This window comes from Trichocoleus sp. DQ-A1 (assembly GCF_039961955.1).
Taxonomy (GTDB): Bacteria; Cyanobacteriota; Cyanobacteriia; order Cyanobacteriales; family FACHB-T130; genus FACHB-T130.
This window is the reverse complement of the sequence record NZ_JAMPKE010000008.1, coordinates 151,408-174,837: the sequence shown is the minus strand read 5'-3', so window position 1 is coordinate 174,837 and position 23,430 is coordinate 151,408. Positions and strand designations below refer to the sequence as shown.

Below are 23,430 nucleotides of genomic sequence, written 5' to 3'. Positions count from 1 at the left end.
TTTAAAGTTAGATTCCACTTTGAATAACCATCAGGACGGTAACACTGACGCTCATCAATACTAAAAGAATTGCTAGAGAAACTGATTGACCCAGATGTGGCGCTTGTGAAACTTTCATGTGGTTTTCTTTTAATTTCTGAATTGTATTAAATGAAGAATACCAGCAACCTTAAGGGATCAATGAGAAAAGCACAAGTTTCTTTAATAAACGCAACATTTCTTAAGAATCCCCAGTGCGATCGCTCTTAAAGACAAGCACAGATATAGATAAAAAAACACGTAAGAGAACGGGCTAAGCCCGTTCCCCTAAACGTTTTGAAAGCGAGGACAGTTATCGAGTCAAACCGTGTTCAAGGGCATAGCGCACTAACTCAGTGCGGCTATTTGTCCCTGTCTTGCTAAACAAGCGGCTGACATACTTCTCAACGTTGCGGACACTGGTTTCCAAGCGTCGGGCAATTTCTTTATTCATCAATCCTTCCGCAACCAAGTCTAAAACACTCTGCTCTCGTGGCGTTAAGTCTATGCGGATATGGGAAGGCGACTGGGGGATTCGATTTGTATCTTCTAACATCCCCCGGATGGCAGCAATCTGTTGCTTGATGTCCTCAATATCGTTACCGCCGGTGGTGCTAGTTGGGGCGGTACGACGTTCCAGTAAGTTTTTGACAATTGCCTCCAATTCCTCCGGATCGAAGGGTTTCGGAAGATACGCATCGCACCCCGCTTGATAGCCTTGGATGCGATCGCTTGTCATGCCTCTAGCCGTTAAAAATACTACAGGTAAATTTTTGAAGCGAGGATCTTCCCGCAGCTGCTTGAGGAATTGATACCCATCCACCTTGGGCATCATCACATCTGAAATCACTAAATCCGGCTGGTTCTTCTGCAACATCTGCCATGCGTCACTAGCATTACTGGCAACCTGAACGGTAAAACCACTGTCTTGCAGATATTCTTTGACTGCTTCGCGCAGTCCGGGTTCGTCGTCTACCAGTAACAATTTTCCTGTCATTTATCTTTCCTTGCCGCTACGTTTTTTTAATATAGGACTTACGCAGAGATCCCCCTTGTATCTCCCGATAAATTGGGGGACTTTTCCGGTTCCCCTAATTTATCGGGGGGTTATGTCGGTTCTAGGTTTCAAGCTTTCAGTGCGTAAGTCCTGTAACAGTATTTTCTTAACAGCTGTGTTCCTTTGCTGCTGTTTTTTTAAATGTAACGAACTTTTTGAACCTCTATTTGTTCGGACTTCTGGACTATCCAAATGCAACCATCAATAATATAATTGAACGCACTAAAATTGTCTATTTTTGTTTGACAGATGTGCTTTCCCTTACCTACTCGGTTAGCAGGAGAGAAAAGGATCGTCGCTGGATTTGCGAAGCCTAGAATTTCCAGATGCGTTAGCGATGGGGGTTTGATTTTCCTCCAGGTGGACGGATGGAGGGGGTGTGATCGCTACCGACTCCGTCTGTTTAGTAAAACAAGCGATCGCAGACCTTGATTAAAAATTAAAACTTGGCATTTTATTGAATAATTTCGACTTCCGTTCCTTTTTTCACAACTTGATATAACTCTTCAATATCTCGATTTTTTAAAGAAATACAGCCTAATGTCCAATTTGAGCGCTTTTCTATCAAAAAGTCTTGCTCATCAGGGACGCCGTGAATTCCTACCTGTCCCCCGATTGAATCAAGCCAATTTATTTTTCCGTTTCCCCTGGCTTTGATATGTTTTCTCCAAGAATCTTTAGTTGGGTAATCCAGCCAGAGAAACTTTGACCACGTAGGATGAGTATAGAGGTCTTTTATCTTGAATATGCCTTCTGGCGTGCTGCCATCCCCTTCTTTGAGCTTATCATCCACTGAGTTGAAGCCCAAAACCACTGGATAAGACTTCAGGGGCTTTTTATCGTAATAAACTGTCAGCCTGTACCTGGATTTCTCAATGAGTATAGAGACTTTATTCTTGTCTATTTCTGGAGAATCTACTAACTGTGTAAGCTGATGCGTATAGTTTAAAAGACCATTTCCTAGAACTTTAGGATGTAAATGATTTGAAAAAAGATTATCGGAACAATTATTCCAGCAAAAGACGTGCAGAAGATAGGGCAGCGGTACAGCATAACCCAGACGCATGAGTTGGATGTATAGGCAAAAAATTCCGGATAGGAGAACAGAAAAAATTAAAAACTGCCTTCTTCTATTCCCCTGTTTTTTGCTGCTGCCCATTGTGGATGTAGTTGGAGCGATTCAAACCTTTGGTGGACGCCCAGCTTGTGCGGTTTTAGACACCAAAGGATGATTGACAACGGCTATTTTAACTAACGGAGGACAAGACACAACAAAGCTAAAATGCCGTTAATCAGATAAAAGGCGGCAACCACTTGGGTTTCACTCCAGCCACTCAGTTCTAAATGGTGGTGAATCGGTGCCATCTTAAATAAACGCTTGCCGATCCCATCCGGGCCTTTGGTGGCTTTATAGTAGCCCACCTGCGCCATCACGGAGAGCGATTCCACGAAGAAAATACCGCTGAGGATAAACAGCGCCCAGAGATTGTTCGTCAGAAGTCCGACTGCTGTCAGTGCGCCTCCCAGCGCCATCGAACCCGTATCGCCCATAAAGACGCGGGCTTTGTTGCGGTTGTGAACCAAAAAGCCTAGGTAGCTGCCACTCATGCAGGCGCAAAAAATCATTAAACTTGGCGACACGGGAGCAACAATGGCACCGAGTCCCAAAAGAGCGATCGCGCCCGTTCCCGCTGCTAGTCCATCGACTCCATCCGTGAGGTTCGTCGCATTACTTTCCGCCACTAGCACAAATACTGCTAAGGGCCAGAACAGTAACCCCAAAGGAATCGCTAAACCAAAAGGCAAGGCAATCGTGGTGATACTGGCTGGTTGATGCCAGACTAGCCACAAAGAAAACAGAACACCCACCCCAATCTGCAAAATGAGTTTCATCCGGGGCGAGATGCCTTTATTCGACCGGCGTCTAATGACTTGCCAATCGTCAACCCAGCCAATTGCACCGTAGGCTAAAGTTACGATTGATACGGCAAGTACGGGAAAGAATCCTTGTATGCCTACAGCCAATCCAGACCACACCAAGGCGGCGATTACCCCGACAGGCACAAAAAACACCCCGCCCATTGTCGGAGTGCCTGCTTTTTGTAAATGCGCTTGGGGGCCATCCTCCCGAATAAATTGACCCGCTTTTAGGGCTTGCAGGAAGGGGACTGCCCAATATCCTAAAAGAGCTGTCACCAAGGCGCAAAGCCACAGGGGAAAGGTCATAGAGATGCCTACCGATGGGAAGACACCTGCTTGCAGATCGAATAATATCGTCCCTAGGGAAAGCCCAACTGCCAGTAACGCTAGCAGGCTAGTTCCTGAGGGGTTGAACGACCGACCAGAAAATAATTTAGCGTCCACAAATTTTTCGTTCACTTCTCACACCAGAATTCAGAATTTCAGAATCCAGAATTTACTCTGACGCCTGAGTGCTGAATTCTTTTCGTCTGACTAATCTTCGTCTACATCGATGATTTCATCATCGTCTTCGAGATCATCGTAAACATCATCCGGTGCCATCAGATCGGAGATTTCTGCATCACCATCGCGGAAACTATCTTCAGCTTGAACATCCCGCGCCAACAAGCGTCCTGTGGATTCCAGCCAGTCCAGAATCGATGGTTCTTGTTGTAACGGAATCAGACCAGCCAGCTGGTGACGAGGTTCTTCACGCAGAGACGGGTTGTACATATTTGACATATTTGAGGATTTCGGATTGGGAGCTAACTAGACATATTGAGTTTACCACTCCCAGAAACGCGATCGCTGGCGTGGAGATTATTGCGTGTCAAGGGAGTTGTTATCAAACTTATCAACTGGTCGCTGATGCCATCTGCGTATTGAACAAAAGTTAAGCTGGGGGTAGAGAAGTCACCCACAAAAGAGGTCTAGGAGGAAATGAGGAAAGCAGCACTGTTGGAAGCGATCGCTTCTCAAAATCGCGGACTGCTAGCAACCGAAACCGACAAAATAGCGATTCTCTCAGCGGTTGCTCGATTGGAAGACCTCAACCCTACTCCCCGTCCGGTTGAGGCGACTAACCTACTAGATGGCAATTGGCGACTACTTTATACCACCAGTCGCGGTTTATTAACGATTGACCAACTGCCATTGCTTAAACTTGGTCAAATCTATCAATGCATTCGAGCCAAAGACGCCAAAGTTTACAATATTGCTGAAGTTTATGGCTTACCCTATCTGGAAGGATTTGTTAGCGTTGCTGCTCGGTTTGAACCCGTTTCTGAACGTCGTGTGTTGGTAAAATTTGAGCGTTCTATTTCTGGTTTACAGCGTCTTATTAACTATCAGTCGCCTTCAGCATTTATTCGGCAAATTGAAAGCGGTCAACGATTCCCAGCTTTGGATTTCGGTATCGACAGCAGCAACCAGCAAGGTTGGTTGGATACTACTTATCTAGATGAGGATTTGCGAATAGGACGAGGCAATGAAGGGAGTGTGTTTGTGTTAACAAAAGCTTAGGTTAATGGCTAATAGGATGTCTGAGAGGTGTCAAAAGTTGCTTCGATCCCTCCTAGCCCCTGCGCTATCGCGCCGCTACGCTAGAAAAAAGGGGAGAGGATTTTTCAAAGTCTCCCTTTTTAAGGGGAATTTAGGGAGATTTCTACCGTTTAAGCGTCTCGAATATGACTTTCCAGACATCCTCTAATAGCTAATAGTAATTAACCATTAAGAAGAAAAAGTCCTGTAAGACAGGGATATACAGTCTTTTTTTTTACGAACCGCCAAGAACGCAAAGGACGCAAAGAAAAAGGGAGGAAGAAAAAATAAAAAGAATTTCACAAATTACTTATGATTGCTACAGATAAATGATATCTACTTAACTAAAAATCATTAGCCATTAGCAATTAATCAGATGAAATCAACACAAGAAGTTTTATTCCGCTTGTCCCAAGGACAACTGAATCTACTACAAACTTGTCCTCGAAAGTTTCAACAAATCTACCTGGATAAACTGAGTTCACCCACCAATCCAGAACAACTAGAACGGCAAAATTGGGGCAGTCGCTTTCACTTATTGATGCAGCAGCGAGAACTGGGATTGCCGGTAGAATCTTTGGTGCAAGAGGACGCCCAATTACATCGTTGGGTGACGGCATTGGTGGATGCAGCACCAGAAATCTTGATATCTAACCCGAAAACCTTCCGCCAAAGCGAACATTGTCGCACGCTGAATTTTCAGGGATATTTATTGACAGTTATCTATGATTTGTTCATTGAAGACACCCAATCTGCTCAAATTTTGGATTGGAAAACTTATCCTCAACCAAAAAATCGGCGTTGGTTAGAAAAAGATTGGCAGACTCGCTTGTATCTTTATGTTTTGGCAGAAACCAGCGATTATTTGCCAGAACAGATTTCTATGACTTACTGGTTTGTCCAGTCTCAGCCTCAACCAGAAAGCCTCAAATTTACTTATAATGCCGTTCAACACGAGCAAACGAAAAGGGATTTAACAGAACTGTTGACGCAGCTAACCGATTATTTGCAACGTTATCAGCAAGGAGAAGATTTCCCTCAAGTTCCAGAAACCGCTAATCGTTGCCCTGACTGTAATTTTGCGATTCGGTGTCAGCGCGATCGCAATTTTTCAAATACTTCGCATCTTACCAGTGAAGAAAATTTCTCTCATCAAGATTGGCTACCCAATTTAGCGAATATTCAGGAAGTTTCTCTGTAAAAAAATAAAAAATTAAAAGTTATGACAAATCCTGATAAGAACGAGCCTGCATCTAACTACTCTTCTATCTATATCCGCGACCTTGAAATTGACGATCTTGCCCCGGTTTACCACTTGGGAGAAGCTGTATTTACGAGCAATTTGTACCCTTATTTATATCGCACCTGGGATGAATGGGAGGTGATTGGACTTTACAATACCGATCCGGAATACTGTCTGGTTGCTGAAATCGACGAACAACTGGCAGGGTTCATTTTGGGAACCGTGATCAGCAAAGCATCCTGGACTTATGGATACATTATTTGGCTGGGTGTGAATCCAAATTTTCAGCGTCGAGGCGTCGGGGACAAGCTCGTTGACAAGCTGGTAGAACGGATGATTGAAGATGGGGTGCGGTTCATGCTGGTGGATACCGATCCCGCGAATGTCCCCGCCGTGAAGTTTTTTAGCCGCAAAGGTTTTGGCAATACTCGCCAGCACATTTTCTTGTCGATGAATTTGAGCAAGCACGAGTATTATGGCAGACTAATTGCCTACGAGCGCGAAAAAGCTGAGAGGGCTGCTTATAAACGAACGCGCCGCCGTCCTTCCACTCAAACCCAAGGAATTGCTAGCGAAGCAGCGACAAAAGTTATGGTGACTGACACTCCATCAACCCCTGTCGAACCTCCGAATTTCTCCGACCCCGAAAGTTAACCTTTTCTTTTTGATAACAATTTTCCTTAGCTACTGCTGCGGCTAAAGAAAATCGCCGCTAAGACTATCAAACCCAATAAGGCTAGGGGAACCCACAGATTGACAAGTTCGCTCATCTCAGTTGTTTTAATCTTGGCAATCAACTTAATTAATTAATATTTTTTATAAAAAATGGCTAAAATGTAAAGCGAAATTTATTTTTAAGGCAACCATGACATCAAAAGACACGGTGACATGGCTACAAGAGAGAACAGCGCTGGGTGTACTATCGGCAGAAGTATTAGAAGCGATCGCGCAACTTCTGGAAGAAAAAGTCGTACCAGCGCAAACGACCTTGGTGGCGGAGGAAACGCCCCCCGAAGGACTCTATATTCTCAAAGAAGGGCAACTAGAAGGCGATCGCGCTAACCAAACAGGTTTAGCCTGGGTGATTAGTTTTCTTCCCGGAGCCACCATTCACTTACAAGAGTTACTGTTAGACCAGCAGGCTCAAAGAACTATCAAGACACTCAGCGAATGCACGCTGTGGTTGATTCCCGCAGCGCAATTTCGCAAAATAGTCGCCCAATATCCCGAAATTACCCAAGCGTTCTCCCAGCAGTTAGCTCAAGAACTCGCTCAACTATCGTCTCAACTGAACTACGAACAAGAGCGTCAAACCGCCTTGCGCCCTTATCTAGTATCAAAGGCAAGACGCGGGGTGGTGGGAAAAAGCCGCTATGCAGTCCGGCTGCGCCAGCAAATCAAAGAGGCGGCTGAGGATCGGCGTCCAGTGTTGATTTTCGGGGAACCGGGACTAGAAAAAGACAATACCGCTGCTCTGGTTCACTTCGGTTCTTCCTATCGACGCGAACCGATTGTTAAAGTAGACTGTAGTGCGCTGCAAGCAAGTGGTGCAGAACTATTTGGTCGTGCTAGTGGCAAACCAGGGCTAATTGAATCCCTAGGGACAGGCACTTTAGTCCTCAACAACATTCAAGAACTTCCGCCAGAGTTAACGCCTAAGCTGGCTCAATTATTAGAAACTAATACGTACACCCCCCTCAGCCGTTCGGAAGATCCCCCCGCGCCCAGCCGCACGTGTCAAGCCCGGATTATGATGATTGCGGAAAAGCACCTGCCGACAATTGAGCGTCAAGTTGGTCATTTAATTAAAGTGCCGCCGCTGCGGGTGCGAAAAGCGGACATTGAAGACCAGGTAGAATACTACATTCGCCTGTTCTGTCGAGCCAAGGGCACTCGCAAACCCAAAGTCGCTCCAGAAGCTATACGCCGCTTACAAGCCTATGATTTCCCCGGCAACCTGAAAGAGTTGCAAAGTCTCGTAGAACGGGCACTCGTTCAATGTGCCGGTGTGAATCTGCTCACCGAAGAAGTATTCTGGTCAGCCGAAACCCATAAAAAGCGATTTCGCGTCAATCTTTTAAATGCCTATCCCGACTTGCGGCGATTTCTCCGCAGTTCTTGGTGGCCCGACCGAATTAACTACGGCTTTACTTTGGGTGCTTTTGCGCTTGTCGTCGCCCTATTATTTTTGGGTCCCCAGCATCGCTCCGAAAATGTAGCTCTAAACCTATTTTGGGCGTGGTGGTGGCCTTTGATATTGATCGGTTTTCCCTTTGTCGGACGCCTGTGGTGCGCTGTTTGTCCCTTCATGATTTATGGGGAAGTCACCCAAAAGCTTTCTCAGTGGCTTTTTCCCGGGCGATCGCTGAAGCGTTGGCCCCGACAATCTGCCGAGAAGTGGGGCGGATGGTTTTTGTTCGGGCTATTTGTCCTCATTTACCTGTGGGAAGAACTCTGGCATTTAGAAGATACTGCCTACCTATCCGCTTGTTTGCTGTTATTAATTACCGCTGGGGCAATGATTTTCTCCGCAATTTTTGAGCGGCGGTTTTGGTGTCGGTATCTATGTCCAATTGGCGGGATGAATGGGCTTTTTGCAAAACTATCGATGACTGAACTCAGAGCGCAACAGGGTACTTGTTCGGCGGAATGCACTACCTATCAATGCTACAAAGGTGGCCCTAAAAAAGGGGAAGGTTTAGAAACCAACGGGTGTCCGTTGTACTCTCACCCCGCTCAGTTGGAAGAGAACAAAGACTGCGTTTTGTGCATGACTTGTCTCAAAGCTTGTCCCCACCGTTCGGTCGAGTTAAATTTGCGCCCGCCTGGGATTGAATTGTGGACAACTCATGTGCCCCATGATTCGGAAGTGGCGCTGTTACTGTTGCTATTAGGAGGCGTCTATCTCCATCGGTTGCCGGAATTGCAATCAACTTTGGGATTGCATCTGGATTTAACCCAGTTTTGGCAACATTTCGGATTTTCCCTAGTCGCTTTAATCGTCCCTGCGACTGTGCCGTTTTTAGCTTATAGCGCCATCAAACTTTTGAAGGGTTCCGTAAAGCCTCGCTCGTTTATAGAGTTGGCTTATGGATATTTGCCGCTGGTGCTGGGGGCAAATTTAGCTCACTATTGGCGGCTGGGTTTAGGGGAAGCGGGACGCATTTTGCCGCTAACAATGGCAACTTTCGGTCTTAGCGGTGAAGGGTTGCCTGTGTTGGTCGCACACCCGGCTGTGATCGAGTTTTTGCAAGGCACAACGCTAATTTTCTCACTCCTGTTGACGATGCTATTAACCCAAAAAATCGCTCGTCAATCTTTCCGAGCGCTGTTGCCTCAACATCTGGGCGCGATCGCTCTATTTGTTAGTCTCTGGGCAATTATTGTGAGATAGTCGGCGCAGTAAATCACTCTTATCCCCGACTTCTTAGAGAAGTCGGGGATCTTATTTTGACGAATCATTTAGGATTCTTATATACGAAAGTTGCCACAAACTATGTAACTTGCAGTATTTTCAAAAACTTTTAACCCTATTCTCTTGTAATCGGTAACTCCAACCAATTACTTAATTCTTGTGCTAACCAATCAAGTTCTTGTGTTGTCAGATAGCCATAGAAGCGGGTTTCACTGTCTGTACTCAATGATTGCCCAATGCGATAGCTAGAACTGGCGTCTGTGTAGTTGACGGCTCCCTCTGTAGCCCAAATCTTTAACTCTGGCGGTACCTCCATAATGCCCGCTTCAGTATCTCGACGATACAGGCGCTTAACGTAGGTCAATTTATAGAGGCTACTGCGACTTGCCTGAAAAACCAGTTGCCGTATTTTCCACGCTCTTTGGGTTACCTTTATTGACTTGCGATCGATATAAATGTACGTGTTTGCCTTGCTGATGAAAAAAGCTTGCCACAGACTGGAAGAACCAACCGCTAGAAGAAGCAAGCTCACCAAGATTAAGGCTCCATTACCGCTAGGCAAAGAACCAATCAGTGCCATCAACGAAAAAATCGTAAAACAAAAAAGAAAGGAAATTGTACAACCCGATCCTCCATTAGAAGTTTCTGGAGGTAGGTATATCTCTAGGGTTTCTGCATCCTTGAGAAGAGAAACTTTACTATAATCCGGTTTTTGCAGGGTTAGAGGAGTTGATGTCGCTGATGCAACAGATTGGAGTTGGAGGAGGGAAGGCTGCTCCAAGGTAGCGAGAGCTGCTTGAGCTGAACTAAATCGCTGCTTGCGGTTGGGATGGGTCATTTGCTTGAGCCATTGCACAAAGCTGGGAACTAGATGCGGCACGGGTTCAAACTGAAGAAGCAAATCTTCTTGTAACAAATCTGCGGGGTGTCTCCCTGTCACCAAGTAGATTAATGTTGCGCCTAAACTATAGAGATCGGAGGCTGGAAAAGCACGTCCGCTAAATTGTTCGGGTGGCATATAACCATAGGTTCCGACAATCGTCATCGTCCCGATTTCTCGAACAGCCGTTTGCACAGAACCAAAATCAACTAAGTAGATATCTCCAACTTGATGAGCAGAGCGATCGCTCGTTAATAAAATATTGCTTGGTTTAATATCCCGATGAATCACCGGAGGATTGCCAGAGTGCAAGTAGCTCAATACATTCAGTAATGCTTTCGCAATTTGTTTTACCTCTTCTTCGCTAAATGTCCGTCCCCGCTTAATCCATTCCTGCAAGGACGTTGCAGGAATATAAGTTTGCACGAGTACAAATCCCTGACGATCGGGTAAGTGCAATTCAAAGGAATCGAGATAGCGGGGAATTGCCGGATGCGATAAAGATTTGAGGGTTTCTGCTTCTCGTTCAAACAGTTTTAAATCCTCCCAACGGAAGTCACTGTTAAAAGTGAGAATCTTAAGCACAACAAGTTCCTGGGTTTGTAAATCCTGCGCTAATAAGGTACGCCGTCCAGAATTGTGTCCCAATTGGCATTGAATGTGATAGCGATCGCGCAGTATCTGTTCTTCTCCTAGCATGGGAAATTATTGCTCCTGTGTGGTGATCAAGTTTTGCAGCAAGGCTATGTGAATTCCAAATGATGAGGATTCAACAAGGGTTTCATTTTTAACATTTCTGTTGTCTCTAAGGAGAATCGCACCGAATTTACGGTTGTTGACCAACCTGTTTCTCTTCAAAATCCCTTTCATCAATTTGCCTCGTTCGGGCGCTTCCGTGAGGTACAGGCTGTAGTGTCGCCCGATACTCCATCCACTCTACTCCCGCCTCTCTTTTAATTTCCTTAAAATCTAAGGGTTTGCTGAATTCCGAGAACGAAGGGTTCTGCAAAAACTTTTGTTTTTTTTGCTCCCAATCTATTCCCATACTGAACTTTAAGCGACAGTTACAAGGACTAATATTTACAATGTTCGTTTCTCGATTAGCCTGAACGTACACAAAACGGCGCGTCTTCCCAGAGACGCTATCTACAAGTTTTACAGCCGCATCGCGGGTCGTTCCATTAATAATTTTTAGCTTCCCAAATCCCTGCAAATCTTGAGGTGGGATAATATCAGTGCCGTTTGGAAGAGAAACAGGAGGACGGTTTGGGCTTGGTTTCCGTGCAGACTTTAAGGAGACTGGTACAGTAGATAGCTGCGTTCCTGGAGGTTGCGTTCTAGGGAGATAAATCATCATACCTAATAAGCTGGCAATAGATACTGCTGCTAAAACAATGCGTCTGGTCAAAAAAATTGCTGAAAATTGGTTGTAATTCCTCAGAAGAGTAGACCGACTGGGGATAGTTTTTGAAGAAAATGATGCTAATTTGAGTTTTTCTATCTGAGGAGTTCGACCGCATTTAGAACAAGTCATTTTGTTGCCTAAAGCGCGACCTTTACTGACATAAAGCATTCCACAATTGCAGTGCAAAATTTGCAACTTATTTTTCTGCATCGTTGGCTCCTTAGTTCTACTTTTCAACACCCGATAAACCATGAGTTGATGCTTCTCGGTTGAACACACAGCAAAGCGAGTTTTATATACAAGGCTGTGCGCTTGCAGAATATATCTTTGGAGCATCAGCACTTATGCAATAGATGAAGGACGCAAGGAAGACAAAAATGTCGAAATACTTGGGAATCGCAGGATAGGAGAGGTTTTACAAGATAGCTACCGATGAAATACGTTCATAACGAACGGATAAAGATTTTTCTTTGACTCCGGACTCTGGAATATTTTTGAGACAGTCACTTGTCGCTGGAATAGATAGCACTGTTTGTCGCTCAGATTTCTTGCAGGCGTTCGTTGCACTGGAAGGGAGTAGCGTGAAGCTGACTCCGAAGGCGTTCCCGTTCCCCGTAATGCTCGCGCAGAACCCCAAGGGTCGCGATCGCCTAATTGCGATCGCAAAATATCTATTCTTCTCCTAGCATGGGGAATTACTACTCCTATCTGGCGTAGCAGGTTATGCAACTAGTTAATTCAGAGGAATTACTGGCCTTTCTATTGTTCCGGTAGCTGCTGTTTTAATTTATATGGATTAATTTTATATATACCTTGTCCTATAGTAAATCAGAAAAGCTTTGCAGTATTTATTTAAGTTTAATAACCGTTGTATATTTGAAATTTATTCAACCCGAAAACTCAGCTAATTTCGTGTAATTGGTACATTTAACCACTCACTTAATTCATGGGCTATCCATTCTTTTTCTACATTTGATTTGATACTGCTACTAATTTTTATTTTTTGGTTTTCACCCCAAATTTCTAAAGTATCTGGATATTGCTCTCTGTCTTTATTAATAAATTCGCCTGGATTATAAATTAATTTAGTAATATTTTTTATTGCGAGAAAAGACTCAAACTCAAATCCTAACAACTCATGGGTGAAGTAAATCAGCTCTGATTCTATACGCAATCGTCGTTTACCCAATAAAGAGTCGATAAGTGAATATGGGAAACATACCCAAAAAATTAATATCCATAAACTTAGAAACATTAATGGTAGCCAGAAGAAGAGTAGGAACAATATAGTTACCAAACCCAGAGAAAAAAACTGAAAAGTTAAAAACAAGGTTAAACCCCAAATAATTGGAGTAAGAAAAAACATACTAGCCCCAGCTTTGAGTAAGTCAAAAAAGCCAAATGGAGGAATAAAAATTTCTATACTATGTATGTTTTTGGTTAATTTAATTTTACTTCCGAATGGCTTTTTAACACACTTACAAATGAGATTTAACCGTGGTTCATTAAGCGATTGTAGCGCCAGCTTTGCAGAATCCAGACGCTCTTCCAACCTTGGTTCCGTCATCTGCTGCAACCAGTTGGTAAAGCTTGGGGTAAGATTAGCTTTTTGCCTAAATTGAATGCGAAAATCCTTTTGTGGTAAATCTGCGGGATGGGTTCCGGTTACTAAATAAATTAAAGTAGCACCTAAACCATAAAGATCAGAACTAGCAACAGTGCGTCCGCCAAATTGTTCGGGTGGCATATAGCCATAGGTTCCTACTATAGTCATTGTTCCACCTTTGCTGTCAGAAATAGTTCGCACAGAGCCAAAATCGACTAAATAAACGTTACCAACACTATTACCAGACCTATCGGTTAATAAAATATTACTTGGCTTGATATCGCGATGAATGACAGGTGGGTTTTGTTCGTGCAAGTAAATCAAAATTTCTAAAATAGATAGAGCTATTTCTTTTACTTCTTCTTCAATGAAAGTTCGACCTGATTGTAAATATTGCTCTAGAGTTTTTGCAGGAATATAGGTTTGTACTAAAGCAAATCCTTTTAGGTTTTGTAAATTTACATCGAAGTAATTTAAATAACGAGGAATCGAGGGATGATTGAGTGTTTTTAGAGTTTCCGCTTCTCGCTCAAATAATTTAAGGTCATCCCATTCAAAATCACTACTTAATGATAGTAATTTAATAACTACTAATTCTGACGTACGCAAATCATGCGCTAGGAGGGTTTTTCGTCCGTTTTTTTTGCTTAACTCCTGCTGAATTTGATAGCGATCGCCTAATAATTTATTCACTAGCATAAGCAATATTACTCCTTAAACTTTTCTAACTTCGATTGAAACAAACAGAATATTTAATTAGCGATAGTTCTAGGGATTATTTAATTGTATTGAATACCTGTTCGCCCTAATTTATTTTTTTAAACTTGCTTATCTGCATATAAAATCGGCAAATCCAACCAAATGCTTAATTCTTTTGCCAGCCATTGCACTTCTTCTTTGGGTAAATTTATGCTAGCACCAGGAAATTTATACTTATAAATCCCAGCCCAAATTTCCAATTGTGCGCCCACAGTTACTGAATATCTATTACCGTGAGAATTTTCACGTTGGTCAACGTATTCGGAGAAATAAACCAATTTGACAATTTCCTCTCGCGGTGATTCTGGAGCTAAATAAAATTTCAAAAATCCAAACAACTCTTTAGTAAAAATAACTTTTTCCTGGTTTATATAAAGTGTTTTACTAATAAAGTACGATGAAAGGAAATATAAGTACACTAATAAAAATATTATAGGTAGCAGATAAGTCATATTGAATTCATCAAACAAAGCGTACAAGAACAGGGTTCCAATTCCTATAGCAAATGAAATAAAAATAAACGTTCCCAAAACTTCAAAAAAATCTAAGTGTTCTGGCGGCATGAAAATTTCTAGAAATTTGCTACTTTTTCTAAGTTGAATTGTCCTGATAAGTGGTCGATTGATAGCTACAAGATTGGGATTTTGATTCAAAGCTTGTAGAGCTTGGTATGCCGAATCAAAACGCTTTTCTAAGTTTGGTTCGCACACCCGCCGCAACCAGTTACTAAAAGTCAGACTAAGATTTGCTTTTTGCTCGAATTGAATGCGAAAATCTTTCTGTGGTAAATCTGTCGGATGGACACCTGTTAATAAATAAATTAACGTCGCACCTAAACTGTATAAATCTGAAGCGGGAACTGTACGCCCACCAAATTGCTCTGGAGGCATATATCCATAAGTTCCCACTACTGTGCGAGTTGCGCCTTCTTGGGCGGCGACAGTTTGCACTGAGCCAAAATCTACCAGATAAACTTTGCCAACACTATTACCAGACTTATCACCCAATAAAATATTACTGGGTTTAATATCTCGGTGAATCAATGGCGGATTTTGACGGTGTAGGTAAATTAAAATTTTTAAGATAGCGTTAGCGATTTCTTTAACTTCTATCTCAGTCAAAATCCGACCTGCTTTGACATGGTGTGACAAAGATTGTGCAGGAATATAACTTTGAACGAGAGCGAATCCTTTTAGCTCGGAAGCGTTTATCTCAAAATAGTCTAAGTAACGAGGAATAGCTGGATGTGACAAGTTTTTTAAAGCTTCTGCTTCCCGCTCAAACAGTTTGAGGTCATCCCACTCAAAATCACTGTTAAAAGTTAGTAACTTGACAACCACTAATTCTCCAGTCGCTTGTTCGCTACACAAAAGTGTCCTTCGACCAGCTTTCTTTCCTAATTCCTGGTGGATTTGGTAGTGCGCTCCTAAGATTTGACTATCCATTTGCTTACCTAATATTTTATCTTTTGTTATTTGTTACGTATTTGACGTTGCTACTACCCTCATACCCTTTGAGTCACGTTTATTGGACGAATGACAATTTATAGACAATGTTCCCTATACGTTAATGAACTGCTTGTATATATATCCCAGCGAGGAGAAGTTATGCAAAAGAGGGCAGAGAGTTTCAGCTACTGGATAATAATTAAGACTTTCTTGGTTTGGATATTGCACAGATTTGTCTAAAGTCGAATGTTTTGCAGTGTTACTCGGACTCTCCGATAAGGGTGAAAGCCGCCCATTGTTTAGGATTGGGATATTGTTTCATTGCTGTCAGCATTGCTTGACGGAGGGAAACCGCTTTGTCAGGATTTTGTTGTAAATTGCGATAAAATTCGGTCATCAAAAAGGCTGTAGAATTATCATTAACTGCCCACAGCGAGACCATGACGCTGGGAACTCCCGCAGAAATTAAAGAGCGAGATAAGCCAACCACGCCATCACCTGTAATGTCTCCGCGTCCCGTATCGCAAGCGCTGAGAACCACTAAATCGGCGCTTAGTTTCATGTCAAAGATTTCGCCTGCGGTAAGTAAGCCATCAACTACGTCGTCAGGTGTACCAGAAGGAGCAAGCGCGATCGCTCCCGGTACACCGAAGCCTTTAAAATTATGAAGTAAGCCGTGGGTAGCCAGATGGATGATGCGAGCTTTCTGCATGAGTTGCATCACCGCAGTTTTGGTGGCATTGCTACCTGTAAGTGCTTTGGTATTGAATAATTTAGCAATTTGAATTGCTTCTTTTTCTGCACCAGGCAGAGGCTCTAAGTTTGCCTCCAATTTCCCAATTTTAATTTTAGGCATGGTAGGATTACCAACAATTAATACATCCTGTAGAGACGCGTTAGCGAAGCGGCACGAAGTGCAATTTCGCGTCTCTACAATTCGTTTTTGCTTACGGGTTAAATCTAAGACTTGGATTGAAGGCACAGTGAGAATGGTATGTTTTTCAATTAAGTATTTGCCTTGCTCGTCTTGTAGTGCGGCGAAGGGGACGAGAAACAACGATTTTTGCGGGATGAAGATGACACGCGCATTAGGGTCTTTTGGGAGCAAGTCTGCAATGGGTGCAACGAGTAGTTTATGAAGTTGTTGTAAATTTTTGGTCGAGTTTTCGCCTTGGGGATTAATAACAGTTACATCAAAGATGTTACGACCTCTAACACCGATATCATCACGACTGTTGGTAACGAGAACTGATAAGGATTGATTCAGAGATTTAAGGTCTACTTTTTTAAAAGCAATTTTTCCCGTAGGTTTAATTATCCAAATGTAGAGTTTTTGTTGCCATTCTCTATTATCTTTTATTTTGAAGGCTTCATCAACAATCGAATACTGAACGAGTGTTGCGTTTTGTTCAGAAGCAACTTGCTTAAGTTCTTGAATTGTTGGAGGTTTTATATCGGGTAGATTGCTAGGGTTTTCTGCTAATTTAGAATCTAATAACTCTACCAAAGCACGACCGCGACTGCGCTCGGCAATTAAGAGTGCTTTGTCAAATTTATTTTGAGCAACCAAGGCTTGTTGCAGAAAGCTATAGGAACCAGATTGTTGTTCAAAAAAAGAGATTTTTTGGTCATCTCTTAATTGTCGCGCTCGTAGAGATTCCAGAATCTCAATAGCTGCAAATAAAGTGGTTTCGGCTTGAGCATATTTACCTTGAGTATTGTACACTCCCCCAATATTGTTGAGCGTCGCACTTTCCCCGGCTTTATCACCAATTTCAGTGCGAATGGCTAAAGCTTGTTGAAAATACTTCAACGCTTGCGGGTACTGTCCCCGCTTGTCATAAGCTGCCCCAATATTGTGGAGTGCCATCCCTTCTGCTGCCTTGTCACTCATTTCTTGAGCAATTGCTAAAGCTTGTTGAAAATACTTCAATGCTTGTGGGTACTGTCCCTGGTTGTGGTTAACGACCCCCATATTGTTGAGCGTTGTCCCTTCTTGTGCCTGATTACCAATTTCAGTGCGAATGGCTAAAGCTTGTTGAAAATACTTCAACGCTTGCGGGTATTGTCCCTGGTGGCGGTAAACTTCTCCAATATTGTGGAGGGTTGTCCCTTCTCCCACCTTGTTACCAATTTCTTGGGCAATTGCTAAGCCTTGTTGATAAGACTCCAAGGCTTGAGAGTCCTGTCCTTGGCGACCATAAACCACTCCCATATTGTTGAGGATTATCCCTTGCGTTACTTTGTTACCAATTTCTTGGACAATCGCTAAGGCTTGTTGATAAGACTCCAATGCTTGTGGGTACTGGCTCAGGTTGTCATACACTACTACCTTGTTACCAATTTCTTGGATAATCGCTAAGGCTTGCTGATAAGACTCCAAGGCTTGTGGGTACTGTCCTAGGTTGTCATAAACTACCCCCATGTTGGTGAGCGTCATACCTTCTGTTGTCTTGTCACCAATTTTTTTAGTAATCGCTAAGGCTTTTTGATAAGACTCCAATGCTTGTGAATACTGTCCCAGGGAGTTGTAAACTTGCCCAATACCGTTGAGCGTCTTACCTTCTGTTACCTTGTCACTCATTTCTTGAGCAATTGCTAAAGCTTGTTGAAAATACGCCAACGCTTGTGGGTACTGTCCTAAGTTGGCGTAAGCGAACCCAATATTGTGGAGGATTGTCCCTTCTCCCTGGCGATGGCCAATTGCTTTAAAAGTGATTAAAATCTGCTCAAACGTCTCTAACGCCTCTCGAAACTGTCCTTTATTTAACTGCTGAATACCTAATTGATACAGCCGTAACGCCTCATCATCGCGTTGTTCTGTTGTCTGCGCCTGCGCCAAAACCGTATTGCTTCCCCAAGTAAGCCCTACCACTTGTAACGGACAACTCAACGAGATGAGCAAGGTTGCAGTAACAACGCTAAGGCGACGCAGATGATAATTCATAGCAGAATTCTCTAGCAGTGGGTTAGCGAACTGCTTATATATATCTCCCATCTTGGGAGGTTATGTAAGAATTGACTCAACTTCTTCCCAAAGATTCCGAAGAGTGCGGTGTTCGTAAATATTTTGACAATTTCCTTGGCTCAGTTGAGGATGAAATTGCTCAACAGCCGTTTCAGATGCTTTTTTCTTTCCCCCTAAAATCCGTGAGTCGTTAATCGCTCACCTCAAAGGCGATTGACAAAGTAGCCATCTCTGAAGTGTTCATGGGTATGGCTTCTACAGCGATTCCACCGCGATCGCTACTCAAATCATCAAGTAAATCGCCCATCACCTCAACTGGCTCTTTTAACTCCAACGCTCCTCTATCTTGATTTAGTTCAGCGGCGAGAGATGCTAATGTCTTGACAGCTCTTTCTAGGGGTGAACGGCTGACAATTACCAGCGCTTCTCCTGTTCCGGTTGCGATCGCTCTCAATTTCATCTGTTGCGGGTCGCCAATTAGTTGCGTTTGATTGGGTCGTAATTTCATCGTCTCATTTGACGCAGGCCACTGATAGGGAAACACCACCACTAATCCCCCAGTCGAGTCAATCAGTAGAGTGGTCAGATAGAGGTCGCTAGACTCGTGATTGGTAACTCGAAACTGAAATAGTTTATTCACTGGTAACTTATTAGCATAAGTTTGTTCCAACTCCTGACGAGTGTTTCTACCTCGACTGGAAGTTCTAGCAAGGGTTTGATTGGGTTGTTCTACCAAGTTCATCGAAACTTCTACAGAAAGCTGCGAAGAATCGGCATTCAAAGTCTTTTTAATAATCCGAACTGCTAACAGAGATTTGAGTTTAGCTGCCAGACGCTCCACAGCTGCCGTTACCGTTTCCCCTGGTTCGCCAAAGGATTTCGGCACCAGTTCCAGTCCTTCGGTAAATAAACCAATACTGCCGACGGCTGGAAGATTTGCCCCTTGCTTTTGCAGTTTTTGCTGATAATCTGCCGTCATCCGACTGAAGATGTACTGCACCCCTCCCGGATAGGGGACATTTCCCGGTTGTGCAGGCACCGCTGCAATGCGATTAATCGCGGAGAGTTCCTGTTTAGCCGCGTTCGTCTCTCCTGCTAAAGACGGATCGAGACCAATGCTTAACTTCAAATCTGCTGGCACAACCCGACTTGCTTCTTGCAGCAGCGTCCCTGGTTTTAGAGATGTATTAGTTGCTTTGTCTACCAGTTTTGCTTCTCCCCTTAAGCCGCTACGAGGAGAGATTAATTGCAATTTTCCCGATGTTTGCCCTTTGTCATCGACAATTGCGAATGTGGCACCGGGTTGGAAAGCTTCTAGACTTTCAGAGTCTACTCCTCCCAACCACAAAGTTGCCTTATCGGCTTCTACTTTGGTAATTACGGCATCAGTCGGAGGGAGTTGTTTGTTGATGAAATAAACTGGTTTTTTGGGGTCGCCATCTGCTAAAGGAACTTGACTAGACAGCGAATTTATGCCAGTAGTGATTTGAGCGAGCGCGCTTCCCACCGTATCGTTTTTTTGCCAGAGATACTGCGTCATCAGGTAAGTAAACGCACCAGCAGAAAAGCCATCGAACTCAGCATCTAAAGCTTCTTCTTCTCGTTGAGCAGAGGCAAAAACAACCCCTTTGGCAACACCTGCACAGCGACGACGAGAGAGTTCGGCTTCGGACAGTTGCAGCCGTTCCATCCAGCCTTTTTGATAGGCGATTTCTTCAGGGCTGGGATTGAGTTTATCACCAGGTACGGAACGCACTCGAAAGTTACCACGAGTACCACCGCCAGAGTGACAACTATCTAGTACGACGGTGACATCTTCTGTGTTTAAAGCCGACATCAACAGAAACAAAGTGCGCCCCATGATGTCTGGTGCCAAATCTTTTTGCCCCTCATCGGCAACGACTAAAGTGCTATTAAATTCATCATTGAATGCCCGATTAGCACAACCTTGGATAGGATTTGGGTCGCGCAATCGAGAACCGTGACCGGAAAAATGGAAAACAACCACATCTCCCGGTTTAGCTTGTTTAATTAAGTGTTCTTCAAACGCTGCCAAAATATTGTTGCGAGTCGGCTGTTGAGTGGGAGATTGATTGCTCGTCAACTTGATAATATCACTGGGATTAAAACCAAAACGATGAACCAAGAGTTCTTCTTGCAAAGCGACATCAGTAACGCATCCTTCCAGATTTCTAAGAAAGCGATCGTTGGCTGGATAATCATTAATTCCCACTAAAAGAGCGAGCTTGCGCGGGGTATTTTGCGCCAGAACTTGAGCGTAACGATTTCCTTTGTTGATAATATCTAACTGGCTCAATCCCAAGGTAGTTATAGTTGAGCCAGCGAATTGTAAAAAATGACGGCGAGAAATACGGGACATTACTAATTCCTCCTAGTATCCTATTCGGGAATATTTAAGTAGGGGCGAAGTATACCCTTTGGGAAGAATATGCTTTTCCCTACACGTAAATTCTGATTACTCAACCGATGCTCCTACTCAGCTTCACCAATTAAGGTAAAAGCTGCCCAAGCTCTAGGATTATCGCGGTGTGTTTCCATCATCTTGAGCATTGCTTGGCGCAAGGATTGGGCTTTATCAAGTTTCTTTTGGTAAAGATTAGTATAAAACTCGGTCATTAATTCAGCCGTGGGAGCATCGGGGACAGCCCACAGGGAGACAACAACGCTGGGAGTACCGGCGATAAACAAAGAGCGGGATAGTCCAATTACCCCATCACCCGTGATGCGCCCGCGTCCGGTGTTGCAAGCACTCAGGACAACTAAATCTGCATTTAGTTTCAGATTAAGGATTTCTTCGGCAGTGAGTAGACCGCGATCGCTGCTAGTGGGTGCGAGTGCGATCGCGCTTTGCAATCCCTGGAAATCATCAAATAAGCCGTGGGTTGCCAGATGCACAATTCTAGCTTGAGATATTCGTGATAAAACAGCAGTTTTGGTGGCTGCATTGCCAGTAAGGGCGTTGGTGTTCAATAAAGGAGCAATCTCTTCGGCTTCTCGTTTTGCTCCTGGTAAGGAAGCTAGCTGTTGCGGCTTTTCTCCAATTTTAGGCGCTACGCTGGGCATGGTGGGATTTCCTATGATAATGGCATCTTTGGCGGATGCTTGCTTCACCTTTTCCCGTGAGGCGCGTGTTAGTTCTAGTACCTGAATTGAAGGTGCGGACAAAATTGTATGTTTTTCAATTAAGTATTTGCCATCTTTATCTTGCAGTGCGGCGAAGGGAACTACAAATAATTCACCTTGCGGGACAAAAATTACACGCTTATTTTGGTCGGTGGGCAGAAGGTCGGCGATGGGCGAAATTAATAGTTGATGAAGTTGCTGTAAGCTTTTGGCTGAGTTTTCTTGATTACCTGGATTTACAACTTCTGCTTTAAAAATACTGCGATCGTCTACTCCGATTGAGTCACGGCTAGAGCTAACAAGGTCTTTTAAAGAGGTATTTTTTTGCTGCAATGGTTTTAGATCAACTTTGCGGAAGGTTACTTCGCCTGTAGGTTTAATCACCCAAATGTAAAGGTCTGTTTGCTTGACTTGCGATTTATTTTGACTTTTAAAGTCATCATCAATAATTGAATATTGAACGAGAGTCGCATTTTGAGCTTTGGCAATTTGTGTAATTTGGGCAATATTTGGTGGTGGTGGGGAAGTAACGTTACCTCTAGTTTCTGAAGATAATCTCTTTACCAATAGCTCCACAAATGCTCTTGCACGCCCTCGTTCAGCAATTTCTAAAGCATCATTAATGTTATTTTGGGCAATAAAAACTTGTTGGAGTAGACGGTAGATACTAGCCTGGGTTTCAAAAATTGATACTTTATTGCTATCACTCAATCCTGACCGTAGAGACTCTAAAGCCTTAATTCCAGCAGTTAGGGTTTCTGTAGCTTCCGCTAGCTTCCCAGATTGATAGAGGTTACTACCCATATTTCTCAGAATTCGTCCTTCACCTGGATAATTCTCTATTTTCCTGGAAATAGTTAAAGCTTGTTGAAAAAGTTTCAGCGCTTGGGAATAATCACCTTGATTATCATAAGTTTTACCCATGTTGTTAATAGCTGTTTCTTCACCACCAAAGCTGCCAATTTTCCTATATATAACTAGAGATTGCTGATAAAAATCTAATGCTTGCGAATATTGACCTTGATATCTATAAAATTCGGCAATATTGTTGAGTAGCGCTGCTTCCAGACCAGTCACGCCAATTTTTCTAGCAATAATTAAAGCTTGCTGATACAAATTTAATGCTTTGGAATAGTCACCCTGGCTCATATAAACTGTTCCCATTGAATTCAGAACAAGAGCTTCTCCATTTTTGTTATTAATTTTTCTGCTTACATTCAAAGCTTGCTGATAAGTTTCCAGTGCTTGATTATATTGACCTAAATCATAATAGATAACTCCCAAGCTAAGGAGGGTTACTACTTCACCTTGAAAATCACCAACTTCTCTACGAATAACTAAGGCTTGCTCGTATAATTCCAATGCTTGAGAATATTGACCCAAACCATGATAAATCGTTCCAAGGTTACTAAGAGTTACCCCTTCGCCTTCGCGATCCTGAACTTTTCGACGAATAGATAAGGCTTGCTGAAAGAAATCTCGTGCTTGAGCATATTGATCTGAGCTTCTATAAACTGAGCCAATGTTGTTAAGTGCAGTTCCTTCGTTCCAGCGATCGCCGAGTTTTCTGAAAATCTCTAAACCTTGCCGATAAAATTTCAGGGCTTCTGGATATTGGCTGAGACTGCGATAAATTAACCCGATGTAGTTCACGGTTAATGCTTCGCCTTTGGTATCTTTTAGTTCCCCATAAATTAAGAGCGCTTCTTGAAAAGACTGTAATGCTTCCTGAAATTGGCTAGTCTTATACTGCTGATTACCTTGCTGATAAAGTTTATCTGCTTGCGCCTTCCTCTCCTCAACCGTCTGCGCCATCACCGCAGATCCACTAAATGTCACCGGAAAATTCAGCCAACAAGTCTGCAACCCAGTCAGTAGAACTGTGCTAGACGCAAGCAAGAAAAATCTTTTTAATTCCATAGCTGTAGGAGTGCGATCGCAGCGTTTAAGATATTGTCCGCTTACATATAATATCCTTGGGCAAGG

The 23,430-nt window shown here is 43.3% G+C and carries 17 protein-coding genes; 5 read left to right on the top strand and 12 right to left on the bottom strand.

Going from position 1 to position 23,430, the window contains the following annotated elements; all coding sequences use genetic code 11:
- Positions 1-331: 331 nt before the first annotated feature.
- From NDI33_RS10750 to NDI33_RS10730, 5 genes are all read right to left on the bottom strand, one after another.
- Positions 332-1,015: a response regulator transcription factor gene (locus NDI33_RS10750; RefSeq protein ID WP_190672336.1), complete on the bottom strand. Its 684-nt coding sequence runs from the start codon at positions 1,013-1,015 to the stop codon at positions 332-334.
- 514 nt (positions 1,016-1,529) lie between these two features.
- Positions 1,530-2,234, bottom strand: coding sequence for a L,D-transpeptidase (locus NDI33_RS10745; protein ID WP_190672333.1), 705 nt, complete (start codon positions 2,232-2,234; stop codon positions 1,530-1,532).
- Between the two features lie 92 nt (positions 2,235-2,326).
- Positions 2,327-3,439: a phospho-N-acetylmuramoyl-pentapeptide-transferase gene (mraY, locus tag NDI33_RS10740; protein ID WP_190415028.1), complete on the bottom strand. Its 1,113-nt coding sequence runs from the start codon at positions 3,437-3,439 to the stop codon at positions 2,327-2,329.
- A gap of 90 nt (positions 3,440-3,529) precedes the next feature.
- Positions 3,530-3,769 carry a DUF3134 domain-containing protein gene (locus NDI33_RS10735; protein ID WP_190414854.1) on the bottom strand — a complete coding sequence of 80 codons (240 nt, stop codon included), beginning with the start codon at positions 3,767-3,769 and terminating at the stop codon, positions 3,530-3,532.
- A gap of 32 nt (positions 3,770-3,801) precedes the next feature.
- A complete protein-coding gene (locus tag NDI33_RS10730; RefSeq protein WP_190414855.1) occupies positions 3,802-3,957 on the bottom strand; it encodes a hypothetical protein in 156 nt (51 codons plus the stop codon).
- 19 nt (positions 3,958-3,976) lie between these two features.
- On the opposite strand from NDI33_RS10730, the gene NDI33_RS10725 reads away from it, so the two are divergent.
- The 4 genes from NDI33_RS10725 (at position 3,977) to NDI33_RS10710 (ending at position 9,213) form a co-directional block, all read left to right on the top strand.
- Positions 3,977-4,558 (top strand): PAP/fibrillin family protein, encoded by a 582-nt coding sequence (locus NDI33_RS10725; RefSeq protein WP_190672330.1) that lies wholly within the window; start codon positions 3,977-3,979, stop codon positions 4,556-4,558.
- 394 nt (positions 4,559-4,952) lie between these two features.
- Positions 4,953-5,777: a PD-(D/E)XK nuclease family protein gene (locus NDI33_RS10720; protein WP_190672327.1), complete on the top strand. Its 825-nt coding sequence runs from the start codon at positions 4,953-4,955 to the stop codon at positions 5,775-5,777.
- Positions 5,778-5,798: 21 nt separating this feature from the next.
- Positions 5,799-6,473 (top strand): GNAT family N-acetyltransferase, encoded by a 675-nt coding sequence (locus tag NDI33_RS10715; RefSeq protein WP_190672324.1) that lies wholly within the window; start codon positions 5,799-5,801, stop codon positions 6,471-6,473.
- Between the two features lie 211 nt (positions 6,474-6,684).
- Positions 6,685-9,213: a sigma 54-interacting transcriptional regulator gene (locus NDI33_RS10710; RefSeq protein ID WP_190672322.1), complete on the top strand. Its 2,529-nt coding sequence runs from the start codon at positions 6,685-6,687 to the stop codon at positions 9,211-9,213.
- Positions 9,214-9,349: 136 nt separating this feature from the next.
- Here NDI33_RS10710 and NDI33_RS10705 read toward each other — a convergent pair whose 3' ends face one another.
- Both NDI33_RS10705 and NDI33_RS10700 read right to left on the bottom strand, forming a co-directional pair.
- Positions 9,350-10,813 (bottom strand): serine/threonine-protein kinase, encoded by a 1,464-nt coding sequence (locus tag NDI33_RS10705; protein WP_190672319.1) that lies wholly within the window; start codon positions 10,811-10,813, stop codon positions 9,350-9,352.
- 127 nt (positions 10,814-10,940) lie between these two features.
- Positions 10,941-11,729: a hypothetical protein gene (locus NDI33_RS10700; RefSeq protein ID WP_190672316.1), complete on the bottom strand. Its 789-nt coding sequence runs from the start codon at positions 11,727-11,729 to the stop codon at positions 10,941-10,943.
- Between the two features lie 284 nt (positions 11,730-12,013).
- Between NDI33_RS10700 and NDI33_RS10695 the strand changes: the two genes are divergently transcribed.
- Entirely contained in the window at positions 12,014-12,205 is a 192-nt protein-coding gene (locus tag NDI33_RS10695) for a hypothetical protein (RefSeq protein ID WP_190672312.1), read from the top strand.
- Between the two features lie 218 nt (positions 12,206-12,423).
- On the opposite strand, the gene NDI33_RS10690 is transcribed toward NDI33_RS10695, so the two are convergent.
- The 5 genes from NDI33_RS10690 to NDI33_RS10670 all read right to left on the bottom strand — a co-directional run bounded on the left by NDI33_RS10690 (position 12,424) and on the right by NDI33_RS10670 (position 23,364).
- Positions 12,424-13,824 (bottom strand): serine/threonine-protein kinase, encoded by a 1,401-nt coding sequence (locus NDI33_RS10690; protein WP_190672310.1) that lies wholly within the window; start codon positions 13,822-13,824, stop codon positions 12,424-12,426.
- A 119-nt stretch (positions 13,825-13,943) separates the two neighbouring features.
- Positions 13,944-15,329, bottom strand: a complete 1,386-nt coding sequence (locus NDI33_RS10685; RefSeq protein ID WP_190672308.1) for a serine/threonine-protein kinase — start codon at positions 15,327-15,329, stop codon at positions 13,944-13,946.
- Between the two features lie 262 nt (positions 15,330-15,591).
- The gene (locus tag NDI33_RS10680) at positions 15,592-18,279 is read right to left on the bottom strand and encodes a tetratricopeptide repeat protein (RefSeq protein WP_190672305.1); all 2,688 of its coding nucleotides are present in this window, start codon (positions 18,277-18,279) and stop codon (positions 15,592-15,594) included.
- Between the two features lie 211 nt (positions 18,280-18,490).
- Positions 18,491-20,680 (bottom strand): caspase family protein, encoded by a 2,190-nt coding sequence (locus NDI33_RS10675; RefSeq protein WP_190672303.1) that lies wholly within the window; start codon positions 20,678-20,680, stop codon positions 18,491-18,493.
- Between the two features lie 113 nt (positions 20,681-20,793).
- Positions 20,794-23,364, bottom strand: a complete 2,571-nt coding sequence (locus tag NDI33_RS10670; protein WP_190672301.1) for a CHAT domain-containing tetratricopeptide repeat protein — start codon at positions 23,362-23,364, stop codon at positions 20,794-20,796.
- Positions 23,365-23,430 lie beyond the last annotated feature (66 nt).

Excerpts from the sequence above, each read along its gene's own strand:
- NDI33_RS10735 (WP_190414854.1), bottom strand. The coding sequence starts at position 3,769 with ATGTACAACCCGTCTCTGCGTGAAGAACCTCGTCACCAGCTGGCTGGT.
- NDI33_RS10685 (WP_190672308.1), bottom strand. The coding sequence starts at position 15,329 with ATGGATAGTCAAATCTTAGGAGCGCACTACCAAATCCACCAGGAATTA.
- NDI33_RS10670 (WP_190672301.1), bottom strand. The coding sequence starts at position 23,364 with ATGGAATTAAAAAGATTTTTCTTGCTTGCGTCTAGCACAGTTCTACTG.
- NDI33_RS10700 (WP_190672316.1), bottom strand. The coding sequence starts at position 11,729 with ATGCAGAAAAATAAGTTGCAAATTTTGCACTGCAATTGTGGAATGCTT.
- NDI33_RS10720 (WP_190672327.1), top strand. The coding sequence starts at position 4,953 with ATGAAATCAACACAAGAAGTTTTATTCCGCTTGTCCCAAGGACAACTG.
- NDI33_RS10680 (WP_190672305.1), bottom strand. The coding sequence starts at position 18,279 with ATGAATTATCATCTGCGTCGCCTTAGCGTTGTTACTGCAACCTTGCTC.
- NDI33_RS10710 (WP_190672322.1), top strand. The coding sequence starts at position 6,685 with ATGACATCAAAAGACACGGTGACATGGCTACAAGAGAGAACAGCGCTG.
- NDI33_RS10690 (WP_190672310.1), bottom strand. The coding sequence starts at position 13,824 with ATGCTAGTGAATAAATTATTAGGCGATCGCTATCAAATTCAGCAGGAG.
- NDI33_RS10745 (WP_190672333.1), bottom strand. The coding sequence starts at position 2,234 with ATGGGCAGCAGCAAAAAACAGGGGAATAGAAGAAGGCAGTTTTTAATT.
- NDI33_RS10675 (WP_190672303.1), bottom strand. The coding sequence starts at position 20,680 with ATGTCCCGTATTTCTCGCCGTCATTTTTTACAATTCGCTGGCTCAACT.
- NDI33_RS10705 (WP_190672319.1), bottom strand. The coding sequence starts at position 10,813 with ATGCTAGGAGAAGAACAGATACTGCGCGATCGCTATCACATTCAATGC.
- NDI33_RS10725 (WP_190672330.1), top strand. The coding sequence starts at position 3,977 with ATGAGGAAAGCAGCACTGTTGGAAGCGATCGCTTCTCAAAATCGCGGA.
- NDI33_RS10750 (WP_190672336.1), bottom strand. The coding sequence starts at position 1,015 with ATGACAGGAAAATTGTTACTGGTAGACGACGAACCCGGACTGCGCGAA.
- NDI33_RS10715 (WP_190672324.1), top strand. The coding sequence starts at position 5,799 with ATGACAAATCCTGATAAGAACGAGCCTGCATCTAACTACTCTTCTATC.